The organism is Companilactobacillus baiquanensis, from assembly GCF_003946605.1.
In the GTDB taxonomy this organism is placed as follows: Bacteria; Bacillota; Bacilli; order Lactobacillales; family Lactobacillaceae; genus Companilactobacillus; species Companilactobacillus baiquanensis.
Window position 1 is genome coordinate 174453 of record NZ_RHOQ01000001.1, and the last position, 26712, is coordinate 201164.

At 33.9% G+C, this 26712-nt stretch carries 30 protein-coding genes and 1 other annotated feature; of the genes, 13 read left to right on the forward strand and 17 right to left on the reverse strand.

Annotation, left to right across the window (positions count from 1 at the left end):
• Positions 1–100 precede the first annotated feature (100 nt).
• The 4 genes from lepA to EKM77_RS00880 all read left to right on the forward strand — a co-directional run bounded on the left by lepA (position 101) and on the right by EKM77_RS00880 (position 4864).
• Positions 101–1942 carry a translation elongation factor 4 gene (lepA, locus tag EKM77_RS00865; protein ID WP_125591699.1) on the forward strand — a complete coding sequence of 614 codons (1842 nt, stop codon included), beginning with the start codon at positions 101–103 and terminating at the stop codon, positions 1940–1942.
• A gap of 79 nt (positions 1943–2021) precedes the next feature.
• Positions 2022–3359, forward strand: a complete 1338-nt coding sequence (locus tag EKM77_RS00870; protein WP_125591701.1) for a dihydrolipoyl dehydrogenase family protein — start codon at positions 2022–2024, stop codon at positions 3357–3359.
• 38 nt (positions 3360–3397) lie between these two features.
• Positions 3398–3964, forward strand: a complete 567-nt coding sequence (locus tag EKM77_RS00875; RefSeq protein WP_125591703.1) for a sugar O-acetyltransferase — start codon at positions 3398–3400, stop codon at positions 3962–3964.
• 78 nt (positions 3965–4042) lie between these two features.
• Entirely contained in the window at positions 4043–4864 is an 822-nt protein-coding gene (locus EKM77_RS00880) for a Cof-type HAD-IIB family hydrolase (protein WP_125591705.1), read from the forward strand.
• Positions 4865–4932: 68 nt separating this feature from the next.
• Here the strand turns inward: EKM77_RS00880 and EKM77_RS00885 are convergent, their stop codons facing one another.
• From EKM77_RS00885 to EKM77_RS00895, 3 genes are read right to left on the reverse strand one after another with little or no spacing between them, the layout of a single operon-like run.
• Complete coding sequence (locus EKM77_RS00885) at positions 4933–5859, reverse strand: polyprenyl synthetase family protein (RefSeq protein WP_125591707.1); 927 nt, start codon at positions 5857–5859, stop codon at positions 4933–4935.
• Between the two features lie 15 nt (positions 5860–5874).
• A complete protein-coding gene (locus EKM77_RS00890) occupies positions 5875–6870 on the reverse strand; it encodes a hypothetical protein (protein WP_125591709.1) in 996 nt (331 codons plus the stop codon).
• Complete coding sequence (locus tag EKM77_RS00895; protein ID WP_125591711.1) at positions 6871–7152, reverse strand: hypothetical protein; 282 nt, start codon at positions 7150–7152, stop codon at positions 6871–6873. It lies immediately after the preceding gene.
• A 138-nt stretch (positions 7153–7290) separates the two neighbouring features.
• On the opposite strand from EKM77_RS00895, the gene EKM77_RS00900 reads away from it, so the two are divergent.
• The 6 genes from EKM77_RS00900 (at position 7291) to EKM77_RS00925 (ending at position 13340) form a co-directional block, all read left to right on the forward strand.
• Entirely contained in the window at positions 7291–7494 is a 204-nt protein-coding gene (locus EKM77_RS00900) for a heavy-metal-associated domain-containing protein (protein ID WP_125591713.1), read from the forward strand.
• Positions 7494–8375 carry a DMT family transporter gene (locus tag EKM77_RS00905; protein ID WP_125591715.1) on the forward strand — a complete coding sequence of 294 codons (882 nt, stop codon included), beginning with the start codon at positions 7494–7496 and terminating at the stop codon, positions 8373–8375. Before EKM77_RS00900 ends, EKM77_RS00905 begins: the two co-directional genes overlap by 1 nt.
• A 144-nt stretch (positions 8376–8519) precedes the next feature.
• On the forward strand, positions 8520–10715 hold the full coding sequence (locus EKM77_RS00910; RefSeq protein ID WP_125591717.1) for a Tex family protein: 2196 nt from the start codon (positions 8520–8522) through the stop codon (positions 10713–10715).
• A 48-nt stretch (positions 10716–10763) separates the two neighbouring features.
• Positions 10764–11075 (forward strand): bacteriocin immunity protein, encoded by a 312-nt coding sequence (locus EKM77_RS00915; protein ID WP_125591719.1) that lies wholly within the window; start codon positions 10764–10766, stop codon positions 11073–11075.
• Positions 11076–11286: 211 nt separating this feature from the next.
• Positions 11287–12285 (forward strand): GTP 3',8-cyclase MoaA, encoded by a 999-nt coding sequence (gene moaA, locus EKM77_RS00920; protein WP_125591721.1) that lies wholly within the window; start codon positions 11287–11289, stop codon positions 12283–12285.
• 164 nt (positions 12286–12449) lie between these two features.
• Positions 12450–13340 carry a helix-turn-helix domain-containing protein gene (locus EKM77_RS00925; protein ID WP_125592697.1) on the forward strand — a complete coding sequence of 297 codons (891 nt, stop codon included), beginning with the start codon at positions 12450–12452 and terminating at the stop codon, positions 13338–13340.
• A gap of 116 nt (positions 13341–13456) precedes the next feature.
• On the opposite strand, the gene EKM77_RS00930 is transcribed toward EKM77_RS00925, so the two are convergent.
• The 8 genes from EKM77_RS00930 to EKM77_RS00965 all read right to left on the reverse strand — a co-directional run bounded on the left by EKM77_RS00930 (position 13457) and on the right by EKM77_RS00965 (position 19173).
• A complete protein-coding gene (locus EKM77_RS00930; RefSeq protein ID WP_125591723.1) occupies positions 13457–14110 on the reverse strand; it encodes a response regulator in 654 nt (217 codons plus the stop codon).
• A gap of 11 nt (positions 14111–14121) precedes the next feature.
• Positions 14122–15144 carry a sensor histidine kinase gene (locus EKM77_RS00935; RefSeq protein WP_125591725.1) on the reverse strand — a complete coding sequence of 341 codons (1023 nt, stop codon included), beginning with the start codon at positions 15142–15144 and terminating at the stop codon, positions 14122–14124.
• 27 nt (positions 15145–15171) lie between these two features.
• Positions 15172–15603, reverse strand: a complete 432-nt coding sequence (locus EKM77_RS00940) for a GAF domain-containing protein (protein WP_125591727.1) — start codon at positions 15601–15603, stop codon at positions 15172–15174.
• Positions 15604–15711: 108 nt separating this feature from the next.
• Positions 15712–16188 (reverse strand): hypothetical protein, encoded by a 477-nt coding sequence (locus tag EKM77_RS00945; RefSeq protein WP_125591729.1) that lies wholly within the window; start codon positions 16186–16188, stop codon positions 15712–15714.
• Positions 16188–16667 carry a cyclic pyranopterin monophosphate synthase MoaC gene (gene moaC / locus EKM77_RS00950; protein WP_125591731.1) on the reverse strand — a complete coding sequence of 160 codons (480 nt, stop codon included), beginning with the start codon at positions 16665–16667 and terminating at the stop codon, positions 16188–16190. Before moaC ends, EKM77_RS00945 begins: the two co-directional genes overlap by 1 nt.
• Positions 16668–16771: 104 nt before the next feature.
• Positions 16772–16936, reverse strand: a complete 165-nt coding sequence (locus EKM77_RS00955) for a FeoB-associated Cys-rich membrane protein (protein ID WP_125591733.1) — start codon at positions 16934–16936, stop codon at positions 16772–16774.
• A gap of 12 nt (positions 16937–16948) precedes the next feature.
• Positions 16949–18943, reverse strand: a complete 1995-nt coding sequence (gene feoB / locus EKM77_RS00960) for a ferrous iron transport protein B (protein WP_125591735.1) — start codon at positions 18941–18943, stop codon at positions 16949–16951.
• Positions 18940–19173, reverse strand: a complete 234-nt coding sequence (locus EKM77_RS00965) for a FeoA family protein (protein ID WP_125591737.1) — start codon at positions 19171–19173, stop codon at positions 18940–18942. The genes feoB and EKM77_RS00965 overlap by 4 nt, the downstream gene beginning before the upstream one ends.
• A 215-nt stretch (positions 19174–19388) precedes the next feature.
• Between EKM77_RS00965 and EKM77_RS00970 the strand changes: the two genes are divergently transcribed.
• The 3 genes from EKM77_RS00970 to EKM77_RS00980 all read left to right on the forward strand — a co-directional run bounded on the left by EKM77_RS00970 (position 19389) and on the right by EKM77_RS00980 (position 22830).
• A complete protein-coding gene (locus tag EKM77_RS00970; RefSeq protein ID WP_125591739.1) occupies positions 19389–20255 on the forward strand; it encodes a SufD family Fe-S cluster assembly protein in 867 nt (288 codons plus the stop codon).
• Between the two features lie 50 nt (positions 20256–20305).
• Positions 20306–20513: a binding site (T-box leader), on the forward strand.
• A 46-nt stretch (positions 20514–20559) separates the two neighbouring features.
• The gene (proS, locus tag EKM77_RS00975) at positions 20560–21999 is read left to right on the forward strand and encodes a proline--tRNA ligase (protein ID WP_125591741.1); all 1440 of its coding nucleotides are present in this window, start codon (positions 20560–20562) and stop codon (positions 21997–21999) included.
• A 246-nt stretch (positions 22000–22245) separates the two neighbouring features.
• Entirely contained in the window at positions 22246–22830 is a 585-nt protein-coding gene (locus EKM77_RS00980) for a GNAT family N-acetyltransferase (protein ID WP_125592698.1), read from the forward strand.
• A gap of 204 nt (positions 22831–23034) precedes the next feature.
• Here EKM77_RS00980 and EKM77_RS00985 read toward each other — a convergent pair whose 3' ends face one another.
• The 6 genes from EKM77_RS00985 to EKM77_RS01010 are packed head-to-tail and all read right to left on the reverse strand — an operon-like array spanning position 23035 to position 26694.
• Complete coding sequence (locus tag EKM77_RS00985) at positions 23035–23292, reverse strand: hypothetical protein (protein WP_125591743.1); 258 nt, start codon at positions 23290–23292, stop codon at positions 23035–23037.
• Entirely contained in the window at positions 23289–23831 is a 543-nt protein-coding gene (locus EKM77_RS00990) for an NTP transferase domain-containing protein (protein ID WP_125591745.1), read from the reverse strand. The genes EKM77_RS00985 and EKM77_RS00990 overlap by 4 nt, the downstream gene beginning before the upstream one ends.
• Complete coding sequence (locus EKM77_RS00995; RefSeq protein WP_125591747.1) at positions 23821–24303, reverse strand: molybdopterin-guanine dinucleotide biosynthesis protein MobB; 483 nt, start codon at positions 24301–24303, stop codon at positions 23821–23823. Before EKM77_RS00995 ends, EKM77_RS00990 begins: the two co-directional genes overlap by 11 nt.
• Positions 24282–25511 carry a molybdopterin molybdotransferase MoeA gene (locus EKM77_RS01000; RefSeq protein ID WP_125591749.1) on the reverse strand — a complete coding sequence of 410 codons (1230 nt, stop codon included), beginning with the start codon at positions 25509–25511 and terminating at the stop codon, positions 24282–24284. Before EKM77_RS01000 ends, EKM77_RS00995 begins: the two co-directional genes overlap by 22 nt.
• The gene (locus tag EKM77_RS01005; protein ID WP_125591751.1) at positions 25511–25978 is read right to left on the reverse strand and encodes a MogA/MoaB family molybdenum cofactor biosynthesis protein; all 468 of its coding nucleotides are present in this window, start codon (positions 25976–25978) and stop codon (positions 25511–25513) included. Before EKM77_RS01005 ends, EKM77_RS01000 begins: the two co-directional genes overlap by 1 nt.
• On the reverse strand, positions 25975–26694 hold the full coding sequence (locus tag EKM77_RS01010; RefSeq protein ID WP_125591753.1) for a HesA/MoeB/ThiF family protein: 720 nt from the start codon (positions 26692–26694) through the stop codon (positions 25975–25977). Before EKM77_RS01010 ends, EKM77_RS01005 begins: the two co-directional genes overlap by 4 nt.
• Between the last annotated feature and the right edge of the window lie 18 nt (positions 26695–26712).

The window sequence follows — 26712 nt, forward strand, 5'->3', positions numbered from 1 at the left end:
TCTCTTTTTTGCTGTATTTCAAACTGCCTCCTTTATGGTGGTATTAGGTCAAATAGTGTAAAATGAAAAGAATGAGATAATTGATAGAAGGGAATAATTTATGGATCTAGATTTAGATAAATTAAAAGAACGACAAAAAAGAATTCGTAATTTTTCTATCGTAGCGCATATCGATCATGGTAAATCAACGATTGCCGATCGTATTTTAGAGAAAACTAAAACCGTCTCCAAGCGTGAGATGAAGGCTCAAATCTTAGATGATATGGATCTTGAGCGCGAACGTGGAATTACAATAAAATTAAACGCAGTTGAATTAGAGTATGAGGCTAAGGATGGAAAGGATTATATTTTCCATTTAATAGATACACCAGGACACGTGGATTTCTCATATGAGGTTTCACGTTCTTTGGCAGCTTGTGAAGGAGCATTGTTAGTTGTTGATGCTGCCCAAGGTGTTGAAGCACAAACCTTAGCTAATTCTTATTTGGCAATTGATAACGACTTAGAGATATTGCCAGTCATCAATAAAGTTGATCTACCATCAGCTCAACCTGAAAAGGTTCAAGAAGAAATAGAAGAAATGATTGGGATTGATGCTGAAAATGCTGTTATGACTAGTGCTAAGACTGGCCTTGGCATTGATGAGTTACTCGAAAGAATCGTTTCAGATTTTCCTGCTCCAGAAGGTGACCTTGAAAAGCCTCTGAAGGCACTTATTTTCGATTCGGTTTACGATAGTTATCGTGGAGTTGTTTTGAATGTCCGTGTTCGTGAAGGAATCGTTAAAGTCGGTGATACGATCGAATTAATGAGTAATAAAAAGACTTTTGAGGTCACTGATGTAGGTGTCATGTCGCCAAAGGCTGTTTCGCGTGATTATCTTATGGCCGGCGATGTTGGTTATATCACAGCCAGTATCAAATCAGTTGTTGAAACACAGGTTGGTGATACAGTCACATTAGCCGACAATCCGACTGATGAACCATTAACTGGCTATCGTAAGAGCACACCGATGGTTTATGCTGGTATGTATCCAGTAGATAATGCTCGTTATGAAGATCTCCATGAAGCTTTGGAAAAGTTAAAACTTAACGATGCCGCCTTGGAATATGAACCTGAAACTTCACAGGCCTTAGGATTTGGTTTCCGTGTAGGATTTTTAGGTTTACTTCACATGGATGTTGTTCAAGAGCGTCTGGAAAGAGAATTTGATCTTGATTTAATTATTACCTCACCATCGGTTGATTATCATGTCACAACTAATGGTGGTGAAGAAATAGTTGTCGATAATCCGGCCGAATTGCCAGATGCATCGGAAATAAAAGAAATACGTGAACCCTATGTTAGAGCTGAAATAATGGTTCCTGAAGACTATGTTGGTCCGGTTATGGAACTTTGCCAGCGTAAACGTGGACAATTTGAAACAATGGATTACTTAGATAAATATCGAGTTAATGTTATTTATAAGTTGCCATTGTTGGAAATTATTTTTGACTTCTTTGATGATCTTAAGTCTAACACTAAAGGCTATGCCTCATTAGATTATGATGTAGATGCGTATGAAGCTAGTGATTTGGTCAAGATGGATATTCTTTTAAATGGGGAAATCGTCGATGCTTTAAGTTTCATCGTTCATCGAGATTTTGCCTATCAAAGAGGACGTGACATTGTATCTCGTTTGAAAGAAGTTATCCCTAGACAAATGTTTGAAATTCCAATTCAAGCTGCCATCGGTAATAAAATCGTTGCCCGTGCGACTGTTAAAGCTTATCGTAAAGATGTTACTGCTAAACTTTATGGTGGTGACCGTACTCGTCGTGATAAGTTATTGAATAAACAAAAAGCTGGTAAAAAGCGTATGAAGGAAGTAGGTAAAGTTTCCATTCCTCAAGAAGCTTTCATGTCAGTTTTGAATTTGAATAAAGGCAAAGCGGATGACTAAGCAAATTAATAATTAAATTTAATCGGAACACTTATAATAGAAATGTTATAAGTGTTTTTTTATTGAGGAGGTATTTTTAATGGTTGATTCTGAAAATAAATTTGACGTTATTGTTCTTGGTGCAGGTCCGGCTGGATTAGCAGAAGGTTATGCCTTAAAATCTGCTGGTAAAAGTGTTGCCATAGTTGAAAACTATCAATGGGGTGGAACTTGCCCCAATCGTGGCTGTGATCCTAAAAAAATACTCTTGAGTGGCGTGCAGGCTAGAGATAGAGTGGAACAACTTCAAGGAAAAGGTTTTTCAAGCGTTCCGTTTGTTAACTGGAGTGAGCTCGAAGCTTTTAAAGAGACATATACTAGTAAGATTCCTAGTGGTAGTCGTAATGGAGCTGTTAGCGCGGGTATTACGGCTATTGATGGGGATCCTGAATTTATTTCAGATGATAAAATTCAAGTTAATGATAAAGTTTATCAAGCTCAAAACTTTGTGATCGCAACTGGTCAAAGACCTAGTCAGATAAATATTTCTGGAAAGGAAAATTTACTAACTAGTACTGATTTTTTGAGTTTGAAAGCAATGCCTAAGAAAATTACATTTATTGGAGCTGGTTATATTGCCTTTGAACTTGCTACAATAGCTAACTCTACTGGTGCAGAAGTCCATATTGTCCATCACAATGATCGTCCGCTTAAAGGTTTCGATAAACAATATGTTGATGAATTGATTAAACAATTAGAAAATCGCGGTATTAAATTTCATTTTAATGTTGATACAAATGCCATTGAAAAAAATGATCAAGGATATACTTTAAAAGCTAAGAATTTTAGTTTAGATAGCGATTTAGTTGTCGGTGCAACTGGTAGAATTCCTAATACTGATAAACTAAAGCTAGATAAAGCTCATGTTGAATACTCTGCTAAAGGTATTCAGACGAATGATCATTTACAAACATCCAATAAAAGAATCTATGCTATTGGGGATGTACTTGATAAGAATGAACCTAAATTGACCCCTGTTGCTGGTTTTGAAGCTCGTTATGTAGCAGATATTTTGAATGGTAAAAATGATCAAGCAATAGTTTATCCAGCTATTCCAACTTTGGTTTATGGAAGTCCGGAATTAGCTAAGGTAGGTTTAAGTACGATCGATAAAGAAAACTCTGATCAATTTCATGTGGTCGATCAAGATCAGACTAAGTGGTTTACGTACTATCGTACAAATGAACATGTTGCTAAAGCTAAGATCGTTTTCGATAAAGATGAACAAATCGTTGGTGCAACTATTTTGAGTAATGAAGCTGATGAAGTTATTAATTATTTAACAACAGCCATAAATAAAAAAATGACACATGATGAGGTAGTTAATACTATCTTTGCCTATCCAACTCCTGCTAGTGATCTTCAATATTTACTTTAATTGAAGAGTATAATATTAATTATGCTGGGGGTAAATTTATGAAGACTGAGAAAGAAAAATTTTTAGCTGGTGAGCCATATCAGATCATGGATCCAGAATTAGCAGCTGATGAAACTAGATCGAGAAGATTATGTAAAATATTGAATGAATTAGATGATGCTGCCATCTCAGAAAAGGATAAGGTGATTCGACAACTCTTTGGTTCAGTTGGAAAAGATCCTTATATCCAGCCTAATTTTAGATGTGATTTTGGCTATAATATTCACGTTGGTGACAATTTCTTATGTAATTACGACAATGTTATTCTAGATATTGCACCAGTAACGATCGGAGATCATTGTTTGATGGCACCGCATGCGCAAATATATGCCGCATACCATCCCTATGATCCCACACAGAGAGCTAATTTTATCGGCTTAGGCAAACCTGTTACAATCGGGGATAACGTTTGGATAGGCGCTAATGCGGTTATTTTGCCAGGTGTGACTTTAGGTAATAATGTTATCGTTGGTGCTAATTCAACCGTAACAAAATCTTTTGGCGATAATGTGATTATTGCCGGTAGTCCAGCTAAGGTGTTACGTAAAAATATGCCTAAAAATTAAGTTGTTATATTTAAGTACACTCTTTAAGTTAGACACAATCTTAAAGGGTGCTTTTCTATATTTGAAGGAGAAGAAGTTATGACCATTAAATTAGTTGCTTTTGACATGGATGGAACTTTCCTAAATGATCAAAATGGATACAATCATCAACGTTTTGGAGAGATTTTAAGTAAATTACGTTCTAAAAATATTCGAGTAGTTGCGGCCAGCGGTTCACAATATCAACGTTTATTAAATCAATTTGATGAATTTAAGTCGGAGATGGATTTTGTTTCTCAAAATGGAGCTGCTGTTTATAGCAATGGGGAACCACTTTTAATTCAGGCTATCCCAGAAGAATCAGTTAAAGCTACTTTGGATATTATTAATCATCAGTTTAAAGCAACAGATATTGCTGAACATTTAGTCGTTGGCGTAAAGTCAGCTTATGTTGATCAAAGTATTTCAAAAGAAGCTTTTGATTTAACGTATCGCTATTATAATCATTTAAAACGAGTGGACAATTTACCAAAGGTCACTCCACAAATTTTACAAGATCAGGTTACAAGTATTGGAATAACGTTTGATGCTGGTGTTAATTTTAAAAAGGTGATCACTGATCTTCGTCAGGCTTTGCCAATTGGTTTATCTAGTCAGACATCTGGATATAACACGGAATTGATCAGTGAAAATTCAGTTAATAAGGCTGCAGGGTTAAGAGAATTTCAAAATAGATACAATATAGCAGATGATGAGATCATGACTTTTGGAGATAATGAAAATGATTTAAGTATGTTGAAATTGACACCATATGGTTATGTTGTCGATAATGCTTCAGATAAAATGAAAGCACAGGTTGATCATATTACTGACTCAAATAATGACGAGGGCGTATTAAACGTATTGAGTAATTTGATTTAAAATTTTTTACAGACTAAAACGGGAGTAAACAGACTTTTTTGTCTATTTGCTCCCGTTTTTTTAATGTTTTAAAGCAACATATTAACTAGCTTTTTTAAACTTTCTTTTTCAGGTATTTCTGGCAACATGTTGATATCAAAAATTGCCTGATCCTTATATTCTTTGACCATAACTTGAGCGGCGTCAACGCCACTATCTATTACTTGTTCAGCCGTTTCAGCTAAGGCTTTATCTCCGGTACGTCCGGCCTCGGCAATCTTGTTCATGAAGTCATTACCATTTTTTCCGATCGCAAAAATTACTGGTAAGGTAAATTCACCGTTTTGTAGCATGTATAGAGGTCCAAATTCATTTTCAGAAGTATTGATGCCAATTAAATCAAATATTTCACTTTTAATTTGATAGGCGATACCAATTGTTCTGCCAATTTCACCTGCAGAATCAATTAATACATCTGAAGCATGCGCGGCCTGTGCACCAAAACGACAGGCAAATTCAAACATGACAGCTGAACGAGCTTCAACTCGTTTAATATATTCGGCAATGTCTTCAACTGGCTTGATCATTTCTTCATCAGCTAATAATTGATTAGTTGTGATTTCTTGAACAGCATCAATTTTACCTTGAAGGTCATCATCGTCAGCTGAACATTTTCTGAATTCAACGTCGATCAAGTCAGAAAAATATTCGACCATAAAATTTAAATTGATCGCATCTGGTCCGGCTTGATGTTTTCTCATTAATTCGTTTCTAATATAGAACATTTGAGCAGCAGCAGCGGCAGATTGAAGCGAATTTTCACGTAATTTATCTGCATCTCCGAAACCAGCAAACAAATAAAAGAATGCCGCGTGTAAAAATCTGCCTGAGTGTAGATATCCCTTAGCTTCATTGATAATGTCATTTTTATTTAATTCGATCAATCTCAACATATAATCTTCTAAATTGATCAATTTAGGATTCAATTTTGGAAATTGTTGGAAAGGAGATTCCATTAATTTTTACTCCCTTTATTTAAATTTATCGATTTCTACTTCTAGATTTTCAGCGATAGGTAAAAATACTTCTGTAAAGAATTTTTGAGATTCAAATTTCTTTTGATCCTCGATGATATCATTACAACGTTTCCATGCCGCATTACGCATATTAGTTGCAAGATTTTTGCGAATAGAGTGTAAATGCTTTTTTAGATTAGCATCGGTTGCACCATAGGCTTGAATATAAAAGAAGATTATTTCGTTATAGGTGTTATCTAGTATCCAAAAGAAAGTATTTCTTAGTTGAGCAATATTCATCATTTGAGTGAAGACTTTACCTTTTAAGATTTGATCTTTAGTGAAGGTACTTGCAGAAACGATAATTGAATTTACTTGGCTCATATCAGCAATGTAGTTTGAATAATGCTCCCATTGTGATTCTTTGAGATCAATGCCGATTTTTTCTTTAATATCTTCTTTTGAAAGAGATTTTAATTGATTTAAGGTGTTTTCTTTTATTTCATCTTTTTCTTCAACGAGTTTTTTTTCAAGATTATAAAGAATGGTTTGATTTTCGTTCAAATATTTCATAACAACAGGCCAAATGACTTTGTTAAAAGTATCATGAAAGTGATTGAACAGATCATCAGTATAAGTATTTAAAATTTGTTTATCTGATTCTTCGTCTTTAACATGAGAATCAAATTTCACAACGAGGGGAGTTCCTTCTTTTTTATCAGTCGTACCGAAAGTTACGCCACTTTTTTGACGTTGTTTGTCTTCCCATTCTTTCAGTTCATTCAAGTCGAGTAATCCTAAAGGCATAATTGTAATATCTGAATGAGTTGCCATTATTTGCAGTGCAAAAGGAGTTGTAATATTTTGTGTCTCTGTGAACGACTTTAAAGTTACACGTAATTTTTTTTGATTATCCAGATGATCCTCTGGGTCAGCATAAAAGGCTGAAGATTGAATCGGTGAATTTTCAAAACGATCATTTATTTGTTTTTTTAAATCATTAATATCCATTTATTTATTATCCTTATCTACATCGTATTTAACTTTTAATTCTTGTAATTTTTTTTGACCTTCATTTGTTAAGGTTGCATCTTTAAGAGTTACTGTTGCTAAAGAGTAATTTTCAATAGCCTCAATTTTAAGATTTTCAAACCAATCACTATTTTGAACTTCTTCAACTGTTTTATATAACATTGATGTTTTATTTAATTGTCGATTTGAAGTGAAGTAATTGCGATCAACATCTTTTAGTAATTGATAAATAGATTCTTCCATAGTCACATTAATTGTCATAATTGATTCTCCATTCCTATTTAATTATAGTTTACCGAAAATCAAAATAATAAAAAATTAGTAAAATTCCTAAGTTAAAAGAAATTGTCCATCTGTTATGATAAAAAAGTAATAAAATTGATATATGGAGGGAATATTATGTCAAAGAAAATTTTAATTAGCGGTTTACATTGCGAGAAGTGTCCAGTACATATCGCAGAAATGATTAAAGATATACCTGGAGTTGAAAAGCAGGAGAAAGATATGGACAAAATGACTTTAACTCTAACTGGTAATATGGATTTAACTAAAATCCAAGAAGCTCTAAGCAGCAAACCATTTACTGTTGAGGAGATTGCTTAATGAAGTCGGCTTCAAACAAAAAAGCTCAACTTTTAGGAGTTGAGCTTAATTTAATTTCTCTATTGTTCAGTAGTATTAGTCCAGTATTAAACAAATTTTCATTGGTTAGTTTAAATCCTATTTTAGGTGCCTTATTAACTAGTGTCTTTGCGGCAATTCTGAATTTGATTTTAGTTTTTATTATGTATCATGATTTTTCTATTATAAAAAATAAATGGGTGATCTTTTTAGGATTATCAAATGCAGTCGGGGTTATTTTACAATATGTGGCCTTATCGCTATTGAGTCCCGTTACAGTTACATTGATCGCACGTATTTATTTAGTTTACGTATTTGTGTTGTCTTACGTATTCTTAAAAGAAAAATTGACCAAGTTAGATTATTTAGCAATTGTCTTATGTATTGCTGGATCGATCTTTGTTTCTCAAGGACGAATCCAGATCGATAATGTTTGGGGAATTCTTTGTGCCTTTATTTATCCATTGATGTACGCAATCAATAATATAATTGCTAAATATTTAGTTGAAGATAATAATCCAGGGAATGTTTTATTTTATAATCATTTAGTTTCTGCAGCTATGCTTTTGATCTATGCATTGTTTGCTCCAGGAACTTTCTCAGGTATCCAAGCTAAAGCTGTCACATTTAACTTTTTTGGAGCTTTCTTTAATGGATTTTTATCATTATTATTGTTCTATACAAGTTTGAAATTTATTACTGCAGGGAAGGCTAATATTGTCCGTGCTTTAGGACCAATAGTAGTTATAATTTATTCATACTTCTTCTTCCCAATACAAATTACAACTAATATTATTTTAGGTGCTTTGTTGTTGATTTCTTCAACCGCAATAGTAACTTTTACTAAGACGAAGAATGCTTAGTTAGAAAAATATCGAGTAGACCTAGTAATCCAAAAATCGGGTTGCTAGGTCTTTTTGTTTTTACTCTCTTTAACTAGATACATGGTATAATTGCTAGCGTCGTTTAACTACAAATAAGCAACTTGATTAAAACTGGAGGATAACATGGTAGTAAATAAATCAAAAAAAGATTTAATTGATTTTGTCAAACCTGTTCAACAACAATTAAATCAGTACAAATTTCAGCAAATTAAAGCAGTTTTGGAATTGTTGGATGAAGATAATACTGTGCCCTTTATTGCCCGTTATCGAAAGGAACGTACCGGTACTTTGGACGAAGTTTCTATTCGTGAAATTGAAGATGAAGCACATCGATTAATGAAATTAGATCAACGTCGTGAAGATGTAATTAATTTGATCCAAGAGCAGGGTAAATTAACTCCTAAGTTAAAAGAACAGCTTGAACATGCAACAGTTTTACAACAAGTAGAAGATCTGTATCTTCCGTATAAGCAGAAAAAGCAAACTAAGGCTAGTATTGCCAAAGAATCTGGACTAGAACCCTTAGCAAATTGGTTATTGAGTTTTCCAGCTGAAAACTTGAATAATAAAGCAACGTCATTCATAGATCCTAATAAAAATTTAGCTGATTTAGAATCAGTCTGGGCTGGAGTTCATGAGATCTTAGCCGAGAAATTCAGTGAAAAAGCTAGTTTTCGTGAATGGATCAGAGGTTATACATTTCAAAACGGTGAGCTAACCAGCAAAGTAAAACGTGGCGCCAAAGAAAAAGATGAAGGTCAAACATATGAAACATATTATGACTTTCAACAATCATTGAAACAGATCCCTCCATATCGTATTTTAGCGATCAATCGTGGTGAACGTGAAAAAATATTAACTGTTGGTGTCTCAGTTGATACTGATATTATTTTTAAATATGGATATTCAAAAATAATAGGTCAAAAAAAGGGTCCAGCTGTTAAAAAAGTAGAAGAGGCCTTTTTAGACTCGTATAAACGATTTTTGGGACCAGCTATTGAAAGAGAAATTCGTCGTAAGCTATCTGATCAAGCTAATGAACATGCAATCAAAGTTTTTGGGAATAATTTATATCATCTCTTGATGATGTCGCCATTGAAAGGCAAAGTTGTCATGGGCTTTGATCCCGCTTATCGTACGGGATGTAAATTAGCAATTGTGGATGCTAACGGACGCTTTTTGACCAAGCAAGTGATATATCCTCATAAACCAGCAAATAAAGAGAAAAGAGCAGCTGCTAGCACCGAGTTTGAAAAATTACTCGAAGACTATCAAGTTGAGATGATTGCTATCGGTAATGGAACTGCTAGCCGAGAATCAGAAGAATTTGTCAGTGGTATTTTAAAAACTTTGAAACGTCCAGTTTATTATGTAATTGTTAATGAGGCAGGTGCTTCAGTTTATTCAGCAAGTGAAAATGCCCGAAAAGAGTTTGGTGATCTTCATGTAGAGGAACGTTCAGCAATTAGTATTGGACGCAGATTGCAAGATCCATTAGCTGAATTGATCAAAGTCGATCCTAAAGCAATTGGTGTAGGACAGTATCAACATGATGTTCCTGAAAAGGATTTAGATGAACAACTAGATCGAGTGGTAGAAACGGCTGTGAATCAAGTCGGGGTAAACGTTAATACAGCAAGCCCGGAATTATTAACTCATATTTCAGGATTAACTAAAACTACAGCTAAAAACATCGTTAATTTTCGAAATGATAATGGGACCTTTAATGATCGGAAATCTTTAAAATTAGTTCCAAGATTAGGACCAAAAGCCTATCAGCAATCAGTTGGATTTTTGAGGATTATCTCTGGAAATGATCCATTAGATAATACTGATATTCATCCGGAAAGTTATGCAGCAACACGCAAATTATTAACTGGGATCGGGATGTCTAATGAAAAAATCGGTACTACTGAAATCCATCAAAGCTTGATGAAGTTAAATAAAAGTGAATGGTCTCAAAAGCTAAATATTGGTGAACAGACGCTGTCTGATATTATTGACGGGCTAAGTAAACCAGGACGAGATCTTCGTGACAGTATGCCCGCACCGCTTCTTAGACAAGATGTGTTAAGTATGGATGATCTTAAACCAGGTATGGAACTGCAAGGAACGGTTCGAAATGTAATCGACTTTGGTGCTTTTGTTGATATTGGCGTAAAACAAGACGGATTAGTCCATATTTCACAATTGGCCGATCGATATGTCAGTGATCCAAGTACGGTAGTTACAATTGGAGATATTGTGACTGTCTGGGTATTGAGCGTTGATAAGGACCGCAATCGTATTCAGTTGACGATGCGTCAAGATCATGAATAACAAGTTAGTCATCCCAAATAGTATAATTACTCTTGGAGGGGATACTTTATGGCTGACAATTTAGAAAATAGAACTTTTGCGATCATTGATGAAATGTATCAGGATCTCAAAGATAATAATCGTGATCAAGAACTCTTGGATTTAGCTTTAAAGGCAGCAACAGCCCTTGATAAGGGAGTAAATGCACAAATTGTCGCAACAAAAATGGTTAATGGGTTTAGTTTGTATATTTTAACTCATAAAAGAGAAAGTTTTGGTCCTAAAATAGGTCAGAGCCTTTCTGAATTAACCAAAATAGCCAGAACTGGTGGTTATGTGTGGAGTTCCATTGGCTTAGGGGATTTACGAGTACAATTTTAAAAGAAACATGTTCAGCTTTCGAGCATTAAGACAGGTCCAGTAATCCGATTTTGGATTACTGGGCCTGTTTATTTTAAGTGGAAAAAATTATGTTTTGTTCCAGACCATTTTTTAAGTTCAGATATTATTAAATTCTTTTTATTAGGGATTTAACCAATTCATTTTGATGCTTACTTTTGAAATAATATAAACAAGATAGCGAGGGATAAATATGGAAAAATTATATGATAGTTACGGTCGATTACATGATTATGTTCGTCTTTCAATTACTGATAGATGCAATTTGCGTTGCGTTTATTGCATGCCAAAAGAGGGACTCCCGTTTTTCCCAACAGATAAAGTGTTATCCCAGGATGAAATTGTTAAATTGATTGAGAATTTTTCTGAAATGGGTGTATCAAAAGTTAGAATCACAGGTGGAGAACCATTATTAAGAACTGATGTGGTTGATATTATTCGACGCATCAAAGACGTTGATGGAATTGAGGATGTTTCCATAACTACTAATGGATTATTTTTGGCTAAAAAAGCCAAGGCACTAAAAGAAGCTGGACTTGACCGATTAAATATAAGTTTAGATACTTTTAAACCAGATAGATACAATGAAATAACTCGTGGTGGAAGTATCGATCAGGTGCTAGAAGGAATTGAGGCTGCTAGTGAACTCAACTTCAGAAAGATCAAACTTAATGTAGTGCTGATCAAAGGTCAAAATGATGACGAAGTTTTAGATTTTCTAGAATATACGAGAAATCATAATGTGAATGTCCGATTCATTGAATTTATGCCAATTGGTAATCCAATCAAAATGTGGAAAAAAGAGTATGTTGGATTAGATAATGTTTTTAAAATATGTGAAGAAAATGACTTTAAATATGACCCAATTGAGTTGAAGGGAAATGGTCCATCGGACAATTATCAAATTTCTGGATTTAAGGGCAGTTTTGGATTGATCCATCCGATCAGCGCTAAATTCTGTGAAAATTGTAATCGTATGCGTATTACTGCTGACGGCTATGTCAAGGCTTGTTTGTACTGGAATGAAGAGATCGATATTCGTAAGGCGATCCCTGACAAAAAAGAATTTCGTCGTTTGATTCAAAAATCATTAGATAATAAACCTTTAAATCATGAAATGGCCATGGATGAGGCAGATAAGATCATAGATAAAGCCCCAACTTGGCGACATATGAGTCAAATAGGCGGATAAAGCTGTTATTACAAGGTTTATCAGTAAGAAAATTCTTATAAAGCAGGTTTAACCCTGTAAAAGTTACTTATTTTATAATATTATAATTATAGTAATAAAGTTTTTTCAGGTTGATAAATTGTCGACACTTGTAGGCAGATTTTGGAGAAATAATAGTGAAAGAAATAAATATTGATGTATTCATAAAACGTCGGAAACAACTTAAATTATCACAAGTAAAACTTTGTGAAGGAATATGTACTCAAGCAACACTCAGTAAATTTGAGAATAACGGTCGTGTACCATCGTTATCGATCTTGAATAAACTGTGTGTTCGTTTGGGTCTAATCGTTGATGATCTATACCAAAGTTCTACGGCCAATACTTCTAGACTTCATGATTTACTAGATACCGCCGAGAAGAAATTGATGATGGAGGATTATCAGGAAGTTATCAAGTTGTTAGACGAAATTGATCCCGAAAAAATTGAATTTGCACCGCTTAAAACTCAATTTTACTATTTAAGGGGATTATTGAATGCGCTAACAAATCAGCAGCCAGTTGATGTTCTCTTTGATTTTTCGCAGATCCTAGATGATTTAGATGATGAGCATGAAACAATTTTTACGCAACTAGCTTATGTTGGATCAGGAATAATGTACTCTCGGAAAAAACAATTTAGTAAGGCCGACTTTTATTTTGATAAAATTTGCCAATTCATCGATGAATATCGTCAAAACTCAAATCCTGATGAAGAAGATAAAGACAATTACTATTTAAGAATATTGACCTTGATTTTCTTTACAGCAGAATATCATGCTCAACAAAATGACTTTAGAGTCAGTGATAATTTAGTTAAATTAGGTGTTAAATTATGTTCTGAATATCATGTCACATATTATTTACCAAGATTAAAATTATTGGAAACACAAAATGCCATCAGTGAAGGCAAACCAAGAGATTTGATCGACCAGTTAATGAATGAAACGCTTGCTTTTGGGCGTATAAATAATAATCAGGTCGTTGAAGTTAGATTAGCAGCTTTAAAAAAACAATATGAAACTTTGAATAAATAATAATAGTCTGGAACAAAACTATTTTTTCCACTTAAAACAAATAGACCCAGTAATCAATCAGATTACTGGGTCTATTTGCCTTAATGCTCGAAAGCTGAACATGTTTTGTCCCACTCTTAAAATTCAATTAGATGATGATGAATTGCGTATCGAACTAAATCCGTTCTTGAATCAAGATCTAACTTGCGAATTATACTTGCTTTATGAGCCTCGACAGTTTTTGTTGAAATAAACATTTGACTGGCTATTTCTTTATTGGAATATCCTAAAGCAATTAACGGAAATATTTCTTTTTCACGTTTTGATAATCCGTTATATCCCTCAAGATCAACGTCAACACCGTCTGAGTTGATTTGCTGGATATCTGATTTGGTTATTTTAATATTTTGATCAATGTAATTTTCACCATTTGAAAGTGACTTGAGTGCTTTTAATAATTCCTCATCAGATGAACTTTTTAAGACATATGACATTGCACCATTATGAATCGCTTTATTGATATATTCTTGCTCTTCATGCATGGATAAAATTAAGATCCTTACATCCGGACAATGTTCATGAATGCGTTTAGTAGTTATAAGTCCACTTTCACCAGGGGGCATACTAAGATCCATAATTAAAATATCAATTCCACCTTGTTCAACTCTTAAATAAGTGTCAGTTCCATTTGCTTCTTCATCGACAACTTTAAAATTAGCTTGTTGATTGACTAAAAAAGATAAGCCGGATCTAACAATTGCATGGTCATCTGCAATTAAAACGTTATACATATTTTCCCCCTCTAAGCTACTGGAAATTTTACGGTAATAGTAGTCCCTTCACCGGACTTAGACTCCATTTTAAATGCACCGTTAAATGTTTTAACTCGTTCATTCATATTCATCAGTCCCATCGACTTACCATTAAAGTGCTGATACTTTGGAACATCAAAACCATCACCATCATCCATTATCTCTAAAGTAATGTAATGGTTATGAGCTACTAGTAGAACCGTTATTTCATCGGCATTAGCATGTTTTAAAGCATTATTTATGGACTCTTGTGTTATGCGATATAAGACACTTTGGATATCATCAGATAGATGTTCAGTATTAGCATTCCCGGCAACATTGATCGTTACACCAGAGTTTTCCTCTAATCTCTTAGCTAAAACTTTTAGAGCTGCTAGTAGTCCAAAGTTATCTAAAACAGAAGGTCGTATATCAAGTGCCATTTCTTTGACCTCTGTTAAGGTATCGTTTAGTTGTGATTCAATGACAGTCGTTAATTCCTTGATCTCTTCAGCTGTGAAGTGGTTATTTTCCAATCTTCTTACACCCATTATTGCTGAATAAACACCTTGAGCAATACTGTCATGCAGATCTTCTGAAATTCTTTTGCGCTCTTTTTCATGGGCTCTATTTACATATTGTGTTAATTTTCTTTGCTGAGCCAATTGATCCATTCGATCGATCGTTCCACGATTTTTTAAAGTTAAAGAGAAAACTTTTTCGTTTTGATCTATGACATTGTAAATCATGAAATAATTAAGGGGATGGGGCATGTTCTTTGCTAAAGTTATTGGAATTGAGATTTCCTTCATTTTGTTTTGAATAATACAACTAAAGCAATTATCAGTTGGAGAAAATTTTTGTTTAACTGATGAGTCGGCAACTTCGACTAAGTATTGTGGATTTAACTCTAATTCATTTTGCAGATCTTTGGCAATTTGGTTACTAAGGATCAACTCATCATCTTTAAATATCATAATTGCATCGGTAGAATCATTGAAATAATTATTTATCCACCGTGTTGTTTCAAGCAAAAAAATACCCCTCCTCAAATAACTGAATTACAGGTATTGAGAAAGGGTCAGGGCTGTTTGTCCTGAAATTTTTATTTTATTTGAACGATATCCTGCTAATAACACCCCTCGTACTAGATTAGTTAAAGGTGAAATAATCGGAATTGCAACGGCCGATCGTAGTGATTCAGTTTTAGCAATAGGGGTATACATTTCATCGGAAAATTCGTAATGGTTCAAATTATTATCCCAAAAAGGTTTACCAGTTCTAACAACTAGTCCGGCAATCCCAATACCACTTCTCAAGACGATTTTTCTGAATCTTTCATTAGTATTACCAGCTACAAAATCCCATTTGATAGAATGAGGTGCCTCTGAAGATTGAAGGGCAATTCCTACAAAATCAAATTGTTCATTTTGATAAATTTTATTGACGATTGTTTGAAAGTCGTTTGGACTGTTCAACTGTTCTGGATTCACGTCTTGCACCTCCTAATAATAACATTATTGAATTAATATAACAGATTATAAAACAAATTTTTATGATTTTTATTTACTTATGGAATATTAAATAAGGATATTTATATATTAAAACATATCACCACTGCTAAAAGTAAGTGGCAAACACTGCATTTCTTGAGTTATGAATTGTTTCAAATCAAGATCATCCAGATGTAAGTATTGAGATAAGTCAGGATTACTGATATTGAAATGACTAATTTGATAGTAACTGTGATCGATCGTTGCTGCGTAACAGTTTGAATTATTAACTAAGGTGGTCAGAATTGAAGGTCTTAGTTGATCATATTCAGTTGAGAGTGTTATAAAGTCAGTTTTATCAGGATATATTGAGCTAGCGGCATAAATCTCACCGAGTTGATTTTTATTAGTAAACGGTTTTTGTTGAGAAATTACTGAAATATTTGGGTGCTCACCAAAAATACTTTCAACTTGTTTGTCGTTAGTAACAATCACAACATTTGTTGAAACTAGTAGGAGTTTATTAGCGGTAATGCGGAGTTTTGAAATTGAGGTTTTATTAGAATTTAAAGCAATTCCGATCATTATTGTTCCTGATAAACGAAGTGTCCACTTTTACCGCCGTCTTTTTCTACTAAGTGAACATCAGTAATAACCATACCGCGATCAATTGCTTTACACATATCATAAATAGTTAATAAAGCTGTTTGGGCGGCAAGTAATGCTTCAATTTCAACACCAGTTACATGTTTAGTTTTAACAATAGTTGTTATAGTTATCGTATCCTGATCATTGTCAGTAAACTTTATATCAACACCTGTCAAAGGAATTAGGTGACACATGGGTATCATTTGACTAGTCTGTTTAGCTGCCATGATACCAGCTATTTGTGCTACCGCTAAAACGTCACCTTTTTTTATTTTTCCTTCATGAATGCGGTTTAAGGTTTCAGGATGCATTGTTATTTTTCCGGTTGCCTGGGCGATTCTTGAGGTCACGTCTTTATCTGTGACATCGACCATTTTAGCCCTATTTTGGTCGTTGAAATGTGTTAATTTATCCACTTTGACGGCCTCCTTTAAAGTTTGATAAGTTCTTCATTGACCAAAGTATAACAAATAGGCCATCTCTCTAATATTAGGGAAATGGCCTATCTTTATTATTATATTTATCCGTTTTGTCGTTTGGCACGTTCAGCCATCATTTTGGCCTCACATTTATAATCACAAGCTGCACATTTACCTTTTTTGGATTTTTGAGCAACTTTGTAAATTTCATATCCGGCAAAACCAATAATGACAGAGGCAATAATTAAGTTTGTTAATAGTGACATCTTTTTTCTCCTTTACATGAATAATGATCCAACTTGGAAGATAACAAATGACAAAGCATAGGCAATTAAGATACTAGAAAATACTGAATAGACTGCCCATTTAGTGGAGCCTGTTTCTGATTTAATAGTACCGATCGTAGCAAAACAAGGTACGTATAACAGAATAAAGACTAAAAGAGCGTAGGCCGAAATAGGTGTGAACAGTTGCCCAAAAGTAGCAATCAAGGTTGTCTGGCTAGTTGTGTGGAAGAGAACCATCATACTTGAACTAATAACTTCTTTAGCCAAAATACCAGTGAATAGAGCACTAATGGCCTCCCAAGAAGTTATCCCGATAGGAACGAAAAGTGGTAGTAAAAACTGGCCCAACATCGCTGAAAAGCTCTTATCGATATTAGTAACAAAACCACTAGGTCCAAAGTTAGAAAGTAGCCAAATTAAAACAGTTCCGGCAAAAATGATCGTTCCGGCTTTTCTAACAAATCCTTTACTTTTATCCCAAGTACCACGCCAGATAATGTCAAACCTTGGTAAATGGTATTGTGGTAATTCAACGATAAAGACGGTATTTTCTTTGACGTGGAAAATTAGTTGATAAAATTTTGCCATAGCTAAGGCGACTATAATACCTAGAAAATAAATTGATAAAACTATTAAGGCTTGATTTTTGGGAAAGAAGGCAGCTACAAAAAGACTATATATTGGTAATCTAGCTGAACAACTCATAAAAGGAGAGATCAAGGTGGTAATTAACCGCTCTTTTGGCTGTTCAATAGTTCTGGCTGCCATGATTCCAGTAACGTTACATCCAAAGCCAATGATCAAGGGAATAAAGGCTTTACCGTTTAGTCCAATAGCTTGCATAACTCGATCAGTCACTAATGCAGCTCGAGCCATGTATCCCGAATCTTCTAATATTGATATACAGGCAAATAAGACCATTATTTGCGGAATAAAAGTTAAAACACCACCGACACCAGCTATTATCCCATCAACGATCAATGAACGTAAGAAGGGCATTGCACCGATACTTTTAAGAAAAGTATTGGAATAATTTGAAATTGGCCCTGATAAAAAGGCGTTTAGCTGATCAGATAATGGGGTCCCGATCCAATCAAATGATAATTTGAACATTAAATAAAAAATGGCAACAAAAATTGGTAATCCTAAGATTGGATTAGTAACAACTTTATCGATTTTAGAAGTCATTTGAATATTACTTGAAGATGAAACGTTTTCTCTGGCAGACGTCAAAGTTTCCTCAATAAAATTTAGTCGAGTTTGGAAAATTTTTTCTTCAAATTTTTCTTTATCAAACAAATCTGCTTTTTCTAATAGTGGTTTAAAATTATTATGTGAAGCAAATTGTCGAACAATTTTGTTTTTGTTCATGAACTGAATCGTTAGCCAAGTGGCAAATTTTTCTGAAACTTGATAATTTTTGACTAATTTTGTAGTTGCGAGATTTAATTCTTTTTTTATTTCTTTTGGATAATCTAATTTAAGATTTGCCGTAGGGAACTCATCTACAGGACTGTTTTTTAATTTGTCACGTAGTTGTTCTATTCCATCGTGATTTCTAGCGTTGGTAGTTTTTACGATACAGCCAAGTCTTTTTTCAAGTGTTTGAATATCGTAATAAACACCTGTCCGCTTGAGATCATCGATCATGTTTAATGCGATGATGACGGGCTTGCCAAATTCAAGTAACTCAATTGAAAGTAATAAGTTGCGTTTTAATTGATTGGCATTAGTGACATTTAAAATAATATCAGTATCATTTTCTAGAAGGTAATTAATGGCAACGGATTCATCCTTAGTGATTGGATTTAAAGAATAAATTCCTGGAAGATCAACAACAACGATTTTAGTATGTTTGATACTTCCCATCTTTTTTTCAACGGTGACGCCGGTCCAATTACCAACATATGCGTACGAATCGGTCAATTGATTGAAAAGGGTAGTTTTGCCAGTGTTGGGATTTCCCATGAGTGCAACAGTTGTCATTGATCGATCCCTCCCATCAAGAGCTTAAATACTGCATAACGAAGGCCAATTTTTTGATGATCTATTTCAACTATTACAGGCCCATGAAAGGGAAGAAATCTCATAATTGTCATTTGACTTCCAACGTGAATACCCAGACTATGTAATCTTTGTTTTGTTTGATCATCTAAATAATCAAGATCTTTTACGTAATAGCTTTTATTAATTGATTGTTCAGAAATAAGCTGCATCTATGATTCACGCTCCTTGAATATAAATATTCCAAAAATAAATAAAAAATATCTATTAGTGAAATAATTAACTTTTAAGCATATTATGCAATAATTTCAACACTTTGTACATAAGCAAAATGCTCAATTAATTTGTTTATTATCTGTATTTTTCTGATGAAAACGGTATATATTATATATATGATGAATATTTATTTTATTCGAGGGAGGATCTTATGAAAGAAGAAGTTCTGGAAGATATTGAGATGGCCGCAAATGATCATGGTGAATCACATTGGATGGTTGATCGAAGATTAAATGCTGCAAAATCAATCACTAGTCTGCCAGCAGGATTTGAAATTGATAAACTTAATTTTAAAAGATCGAATAAGGATTTAGCCAAAATTACTGATGAACCTGGGATAAAGGTTGTTCAGTTAGGACAAAAAATTATTAAGAATGAACTTCCTGATGAATTAGATGACAAGGGGGTAGTATTAACTGATATTTTTACAGCTTTACGTGAGCATCCCCGCTTAATTCAAAGATACTTTATGGATAAAGTTATTAATTATGATGAATCAAATTTAACGCGTTATCATTTAGCGATGATAAATTCAGGAATATTCCTATATATTCCTAAAGGGATCAAAATAGATCAGCCAATAGTTGCCCAAATAATTCAAGATAGTACGGTTAAGAATCCGATGGTGAGTCACATCTTGATCGTGGCAGAAGAGGATAGCCAAGTTACCTTTAAGCAAACTTCGATCACTGTTGGTGATGAGTCAAATATCGTACAGCCATTCGTTGAAATTTTGACAAGAGCCAAGAGTATTGTTCATTATCAGTCCAAAGATAAATACGCTAAAAATAGTCAAGTTTTCTTTGATAACCAAGGATTTTTGAATCGAGAATCTCAAATAGATTGGGATATTTCTATTCAAAATGAAGATAAAACAGTTGGCAAAATTGTTAATAATCTGTTTGGATCTAATTCAACTGCCAATGTTAATTTAGATTCAAAAAATAAGAATAATGAAATTGATTTATCGGTTAAAAAACATGGTAAAGATGTCAATTATTCAGAAACGATTATCTAATTAAATAAATTAGTCACTTGACAAACTGAATTATAAATAATATCGTTGTGTCATGAATTAACATTTGGATCATTAGTAAATTCGACCGATCAAAGAGAGCCTGTTATGCTGAGAATCAGGTATCGAAGTCATTTACGAACCTACCAATTTGACTTTATCGTTGTAATGACGATACGCATATCGGCGTTAATGATTTGAGTGAATCTTTATAACAAAGATTAATTAAGGTGGTACCACGGAAGCTGTTTCGTCCTTTTAGGATGGAGCAGCTTTTTTATTTTCTATAAATTTAGGAGGATGTAAAATGTCAGATTTACAAAAAACAGATTTTTCAAAATGGTATATTCAAACTATTCAGAATGCTGATTTAATGTCATATTCACCAGTTCGAGGCTGCATTATTTTCAAGCCAGATGGGTATGAACTTTGGGAAAGAATTCAACAAAGATTTAACGATTATTTGAAGACTCAAAAGATCAGAAATGCATACTTCCCAATGTTGATCCCAAAACACTTCTTTGAAAAAGAAGAGGAACATATTGAAGGATTTGCACCAGAACTTCCTTGGGTAACTGAGGTTGGTAATGAAAAGCTTGAGGAACCTTACGCTTTACGTCCTACTTCAGAGACAATGATCGGTAATGCTTTTAGTGATTGGATTCAATCATATCGTGATTTACCTTATGAAATTAACCAATGGGCTAATGTTTTCCGTTGGGAAAAGAAAACACTACCTTTCATGAGAACTTCGGAATTTCTATGGCAAGAAGGACATACTGCCCATATTTCAGAAGAAGATGCTCGTAAGAGAACTTTAAGTGTGCTTGATGCATATACTGATTTAATTGAAAACTTCTTGGATATTCCAGTTTATAAGGGTCAAAAGACTCCTTCAGAACGTTTTGCTGGTGCGGTCGATACGTATTCAGCAGAATCAATGATGCGCGATGGAAAGGCTGTTCAAGCTGGTACATCACATTATCTTGGAAATAACTTTGCGAAATCATTTGATATTAAATATCTTGATAAAGATAATCAAATGAAGTATGTTTTCACAACATCATGGGGAATTTCAACACGTTTAATTGGTGCTATGATCATGGAACATGGTGATGAAAATGGTTTAGTATTGCCTCCAGCAATTGCTCCTACACAAGTTGTTTTGATCCCAGTTGGACCATGGCAAAAGAATCCTGAAATTATGGAAAAACTTACTGCCCTAGAAGAAAGTCTTAAGGCTAAAGATATTCGAGTTCAAATCGATGATACTGATGCTTCACCTGGTTACAAGTTCAATGATTGGGAACAAAAAGGTGTTCCAATGCACGTTGAATTTGGACCACGTGATTTGAAGAATGATTCTGCAGTTATTAAGATGCGTGATCTTGATGATAAGGAATCCGTTGCATTAGATGGTATTGAAGATAAGATTGCCAATGAATTAGACATTATGCAAAAACGTCTTCTAGAGTCAGCTCGTGCACGTAATAAGGCAAATGAGTATTATGATATCGATACACTAGATGATCTTAAGAAACATATTGAAACAAAGAAAGAAGCTAATGAAACTCCTGGATTTGTCTTGATCGGTTGGGACGGAACAGAAGAAACAGAAGCAAAGATCAAAGAAGAAACTGGATTCACAACTAGAAATATTCCTTTCAATCCACCAATGGAAAAGAAAGTAGATATTGTCAGCGGCAAACCTGCTAAGTATACAGTTTGGATTGCCCGTGCATATTAATAAGTTTTAAAAAATCCCGGAATACCGGGATTTTTTTGTATGTTATAATCATTAATAATGAAATTTAAGGAGTATTAAATATGACAAATAATAGACTGGACATTGTTGCATAGCCGGAAGGTTTGCAACAAAGAAAATTTTCAAACCTTCCTTAAGTAGTTAAATTAGGAGGAAGATATTTTGAATTTAAACAATAATATTATCATTAGAACTGAAACACCTGCCGATTATCAAATCGTTGAGGAAATGATCCGAGAATCTTTTTGGAATTTGTATGTACCGGGATGTGCTGAACATTATTTGGCACATACAATTCGGACACATAGTGACTTTATTCCTGAATTAGATTTGGTCTTAGAAAAAGACGGTCAGATAATAGGTAATGTCATGTATACAAAAGCTAAATTGACTGATGAACAAGGCAATGAAAAAACTATTCTGACATTCGGGCCTGTCTGCATTCGACCACAATTTCAACGTCTTGGATACAGTAAGTTATTACTTGAAAAGTCTTTTACGATTGCTAAACAATTAAATTATGAGGCAATTGTGATTTTTGGGATGCCAAGTAATTATGTTAGTCGTGGTTTTGAAGGTTGTTATAAGTATCATGTTTCAATGGATGAAACTTATTATACGGCGATGTTGGTTAAAGAATTAGTACCTAAGATTTTAGAGGACCATACTTGGTCTTATCAGGAAAGTCCGGCACTAGAAATTGATCTAAGTCTTGTAGAAGAATATGATCGTAAATTTCCGCCATTGAAAAAACTTTGGCAAGCAAGTCAAGAAGAATTCGATATTATTAGTAAGTCGATAATTAAAAGCTAGCCGTAGGAAGAGAGCGTGTCATAAGGCGATTAGAGACTGAGCATAGCCTAGGACATCGAATAATTGTGTACTTTCAATTGTTCGATGTTCGTAGCTAAGCGGAGGTCCCTGCCTTATGGAACGCGTTTCAATTAAAGAATAATCGCAATACAAAAAAGGGGTCGTGACGCAAGTCACGGCTCCTTTTGGCGTTAAAAGTATTTTTTAGTCTACATCATAAGTAGCTTCTGATTTATCAAAGGTAGGATCAGAAAATTCTTTAAAATGTTCATAATCCTTTTTTATTAACATAATATTACGCTCTAATTTTTCAATAGCTTGATCTTGTTCAAGTGTTCTTAGATCATCACGCTGATGTTGAATCTCATTTTCTAGTAAGGTACGTTGAATACTTAAATCATTTAAGCCGATAGCTAACAATTTTTGAAAGTCACCATTACTCATATCGTCTTTTGATTTCATTTTAGATCCTCCGGATAATTAATATTTTTAACATTACCGTTAAACTGAATTTCTTGGCAATTGGCTTCGTTTAACAAGCTGCGCCAACGATAATTTTTTTGACGGATATATTTTTCCAATAGTTCAAGTTTAATCTTCAAATGGCAACAAGTGTAGTAGGGAACACGCTTAATTTCGATATAGCCAACGTTTTTAGATAAACAATCAATTGCTGATTCGTCAATAATATAGTCTGTGGCGATTACTAAGAGATCAGCGGCATTTTTTTTAGTTATTTTAAAATAGGACCATAAAGCAGACATTGGTCCACAATCGATCAGTGGTTCAACATCTTGAATAACGACTTGTTTACTAAAAAGTTTCTTAATTGTTTGATAATTATTGGCATTAGTTGAAATAAAACATTGATCTACATATGGAATAGTCAAGTTAGCTGTGTATTTGACATTAGGAATAATTAAATCGTTAAAATGAGCGAGTGCTTTATCACTATTGAATCGAGTAGATTTACCACCAGCCAATATGAGACTATCTGTCATTTTTTAAATCCTTTAAAAATTTATTTATAAATTCTTTTCTATCATCTAGATTTTCAATATCCATCGCCAAATTGTTTTTTTGAATGGAAATAAAAGATTTGATATTAGTCACATTATTAAAATCGGCTTTAGTTTCAGCAGGTTTTAATAAAACTAGTTTGGGAAAATTTAATTCTTTTATTCCTTCAATAATAATAAAATCAGCGGAAGTTTCTTGTTGCATTATTTGAATGTTTTCTAGTTCAGTCAAAGACAAATTTCTTTGATAATGAATGGCCTGTTCATTATTCAACAACAATACATCGTCCGAGTTTTTAAAGAATTTGCCAGTATCATTGCCATCTGAAACAGTAATGGGTAGATGAGTATGTTTAACAACACTGAACTTATAGTCAGTCATGGTTAAAAAATTTTCGATCAAGGTCGTTTTACCACTTTTTTTATGACCAATTATTTGAAAGGTAAGAGCCATGTCTTTAAAACACTTCCTTTAGGAGTAATTGATTTACCGCGAGGGATCTCAAACATACAAGTAGCACGTTGTAAATTATTAAGATTACCGGAGGCGTCTCCACCAACACGACCGATTTCAATGTTATTTCCTTTAAAACTATATTGTCCACGAAGAATACGATCGTACATATTAGTTTTAGTATATTCAGCGTTCAAAGTTCCTAGGCATTCAAGACAACGACTAGCTTGATGTTGCATTAGTCGCAAAGCGTACTCTACATATAGGTAGAAACCGGTGAAACATGCTCCAGGATTTCCTGATAATCCAAAGAAAAGAGTTTGATCGTAAATAAAGGCGGTTGTAACACTGCCGGGACGCATTTCCAGTTTGTTGAATAGTAATTTTTCAGATGATTTAGCCAAATCGGCAATAATATCAAAATCTCCAACCGATACTCCGCCATCGGTAATAATGACATCACATTTTCCTAGGACATCATTAACGGCATTCTTCAAAGCCTCTGGATCATCTTTTATTTGCGTATAACTAATGACATCGGCACCATTTTCAGTACATAATTCTCTGATCATAGGACCATTGCTGTTAAAGATTTTTCCATTAACGATTTTTTCACCAGGATTTAACAATTCAGATCCGGTTGTGATGATCCCAATCGTAGGTTTTTTATAGACAGAGATTTCTTGAACATCAAAGGCGCTTAATAAACTGATTCCACCGGGATTTATTTCGGTATTTTTAGCTAAGAGAGTATCACCTTGTTTAAAGTAATCGCCGATTTGAGTTATATTATCCTTTTTTTGAATTTCGGTGATTTGAACGGTGTCGTTGTCTATCATTTTAGTTGTTTCTAGCATGACAACAATATCTGCACCATCGGGAACATAGCCACCGGTCATGATTCTAACAGCTTCGCCAGAAACTAATGGACGATCAAAATCTGCACCGGCAGGGATGTCACCAACAACTTTTAAATTAGCGGGTAGATTTTTTAAGTCTGACTGCAACATGGCAAAACCATCATAACCTGAACGTCTAAAAGTAGGGAAGTCATGCGGTGCAGCAATATCTTCAGCAATTATGCGGTGATTTGCTTTAGTGGTCGGTATTTTTTCTGTTTTAAGCGAAACACTTTCAATATTATCGACAATAACTTTTCTAGCTTCATCAATACTGATAGCATTTCTTTGATCAACTGGTTTATACATTATTTAGTGATCTCCTTAATTAAATGATTTAAATCGGGTAAAATAATTTTTTCTAAGGCTGTTTTACAAGCATTGGTCGAACCTGGTAATAAGTAACAAATTTGGTCACTGTCGGTAATTCCAGCCGTAGCACCTGATACTAAAGCTTTTAATCCAATATCTGCAATGCTTATTTGTCTAAAGTATTCGCCAAATCCGGGAATGACTTTGATAAATTTGGGCTCAAGAGTATCAATTGTAACATCGCGTCTTGCAATACCAGTTCCTCCATTTACCAAAATCAATTTGCAGGATGAGACAAGTAGTTTATTATATGCTGCGGTTATTTGGCTGGCATCATCTTTGACGATATATTTTTGAACAAAATTGTTTCCAGCTTCAACCATAGCCTTTTGAATATAAAGTCCAGATTTGTCAGACTCTTCTGTTCTGGTGTCACTTACGGTGATAATTCCAAAGTCGATCATTTACTTACCTCCAAAGGACAATCCTTTCTTTTCTTGACATGTATTTTTCTAAAATCAAAATTCCAATTATCTACTACTATTAAAGATCCAAATTCGATATTTTTAGGATTAGTTAAATATTTTAGAGCCATAGATGCCTGCAAACTGCCAGTAATAGCGACGATCATCGGATTAGTACCAATATTTTTACTTAATCCTAGTTTATCAATTGTTTCTTTAGGGTAGAGACATTCTAAACATGCTGAATTCTGATCAATAAACATTACCTGACCTTGATTAGCAGCACAAGTTCCAAAAATATGCTTCAATCCCAATTTTTGGCAATCTTCATTAATTTGATATTTAATAGGAAAGTTGTCCGTACAATCTATAACTAAGTCATATTCTGCTGATAATATATCAACGGAATATTTTTTATTTATAATATTAATCTTAACATTACTATTTGCTTGTTGAAGATGATTTCTCATAGCTTCTAATTTATTTGTTCCAACATCTTTTTCAATATAAAGATTTTGTCGATGGAGATTAGTTAATTCAACGTCGTCAAAATCTACGAGCGTAATTTCTCCAATTCCTGCCTTTACCAATTCGGAAGAAACAAAACTACCTAATCCTCCAACTCCAATCACCAATACATGTGAATCCTCAAATTTTTCTTGACCAACTGTACCAATTTGTTTGATTTTTAGTTGTCGATCGTATCTATTTGCCATATTAATCACCTGCCTGTA

Coding starts and splice junctions, on each gene's coding strand:
- EKM77_RS00895 (WP_125591711.1), bottom strand. CDS start 7,152: ATGACAATTAATGTGACTATGGAAGAATCTATTTATCAATTACTAAAA.
- EKM77_RS00990 (WP_125591745.1), bottom strand. CDS start 23,831: ATGACAGATAGTCTCATATTGGCTGGTGGTAAATCTACTCGATTCAAT.
- proS (WP_125591741.1), top strand. CDS start 20,560: ATGTCAGATTTACAAAAAACAGATTTTTCAAAATGGTATATTCAAACT.
- EKM77_RS00915 (WP_125591719.1), top strand. CDS start 10,764: ATGGCTGACAATTTAGAAAATAGAACTTTTGCGATCATTGATGAAATG.
- EKM77_RS00905 (WP_125591715.1), top strand. CDS start 7,494: ATGAAGTCGGCTTCAAACAAAAAAGCTCAACTTTTAGGAGTTGAGCTT.
- feoB (WP_125591735.1), bottom strand. CDS start 18,943: ATGACAACTGTTGCACTCATGGGAAATCCCAACACTGGCAAAACTACC.
- EKM77_RS00970 (WP_125591739.1), top strand. CDS start 19,389: ATGAAAGAAGAAGTTCTGGAAGATATTGAGATGGCCGCAAATGATCAT.
- EKM77_RS00880 (WP_125591705.1), top strand. CDS start 4,043: ATGACCATTAAATTAGTTGCTTTTGACATGGATGGAACTTTCCTAAAT.
- EKM77_RS01000 (WP_125591749.1), bottom strand. CDS start 25,511: ATGTATAAACCAGTTGATCAAAGAAATGCTATCAGTATTGATGAAGCT.
- moaA (WP_125591721.1), top strand. CDS start 11,287: ATGGAAAAATTATATGATAGTTACGGTCGATTACATGATTATGTTCGT.
- EKM77_RS01010 (WP_125591753.1), bottom strand. CDS start 26,694: ATGGCAAATAGATACGATCGACAACTAAAAATCAAACAAATTGGTACA.
- EKM77_RS01005 (WP_125591751.1), bottom strand. CDS start 25,978: ATGATCGACTTTGGAATTATCACCGTAAGTGACACCAGAACAGAAGAG.
- EKM77_RS00890 (WP_125591709.1), bottom strand. CDS start 6,870: ATGGATATTAATGATTTAAAAAAACAAATAAATGATCGTTTTGAAAAT.
- lepA (WP_125591699.1), top strand. CDS start 101: ATGGATCTAGATTTAGATAAATTAAAAGAACGACAAAAAAGAATTCGT.
- EKM77_RS00965 (WP_125591737.1), bottom strand. CDS start 19,173: ATGCAGCTTATTTCTGAACAATCAATTAATAAAAGCTATTACGTAAAA.
- EKM77_RS00985 (WP_125591743.1), bottom strand. CDS start 23,292: ATGAAATCAAAAGACGATATGAGTAATGGTGACTTTCAAAAATTGTTA.
- EKM77_RS00945 (WP_125591729.1), bottom strand. CDS start 16,188: ATGATCGGAATTGCTTTAAATTCTAATAAAACCTCAATTTCAAAACTC.
- EKM77_RS00995 (WP_125591747.1), bottom strand. CDS start 24,303: ATGGCTCTTACCTTTCAAATAATTGGTCATAAAAAAAGTGGTAAAACG.
- EKM77_RS00955 (WP_125591733.1), bottom strand. CDS start 16,936: ATGTCACTATTAACAAACTTAATTATTGCCTCTGTCATTATTGGTTTT.
- EKM77_RS00980 (WP_125592698.1), top strand. CDS start 22,246: ATGATCCGAGAATCTTTTTGGAATTTGTATGTACCGGGATGTGCTGAA.
- EKM77_RS00910 (WP_125591717.1), top strand. CDS start 8,520: ATGGTAGTAAATAAATCAAAAAAAGATTTAATTGATTTTGTCAAACCT.
- EKM77_RS00885 (WP_125591707.1), bottom strand. CDS start 5,859: ATGGAATCTCCTTTCCAACAATTTCCAAAATTGAATCCTAAATTGATC.
- EKM77_RS00900 (WP_125591713.1), top strand. CDS start 7,291: ATGTCAAAGAAAATTTTAATTAGCGGTTTACATTGCGAGAAGTGTCCA.
- EKM77_RS00870 (WP_125591701.1), top strand. CDS start 2,022: ATGGTTGATTCTGAAAATAAATTTGACGTTATTGTTCTTGGTGCAGGT.
- EKM77_RS00930 (WP_125591723.1), bottom strand. CDS start 14,110: ATGTATAACGTTTTAATTGCAGATGACCATGCAATTGTTAGATCCGGC.
- EKM77_RS00875 (WP_125591703.1), top strand. CDS start 3,398: ATGAAGACTGAGAAAGAAAAATTTTTAGCTGGTGAGCCATATCAGATC.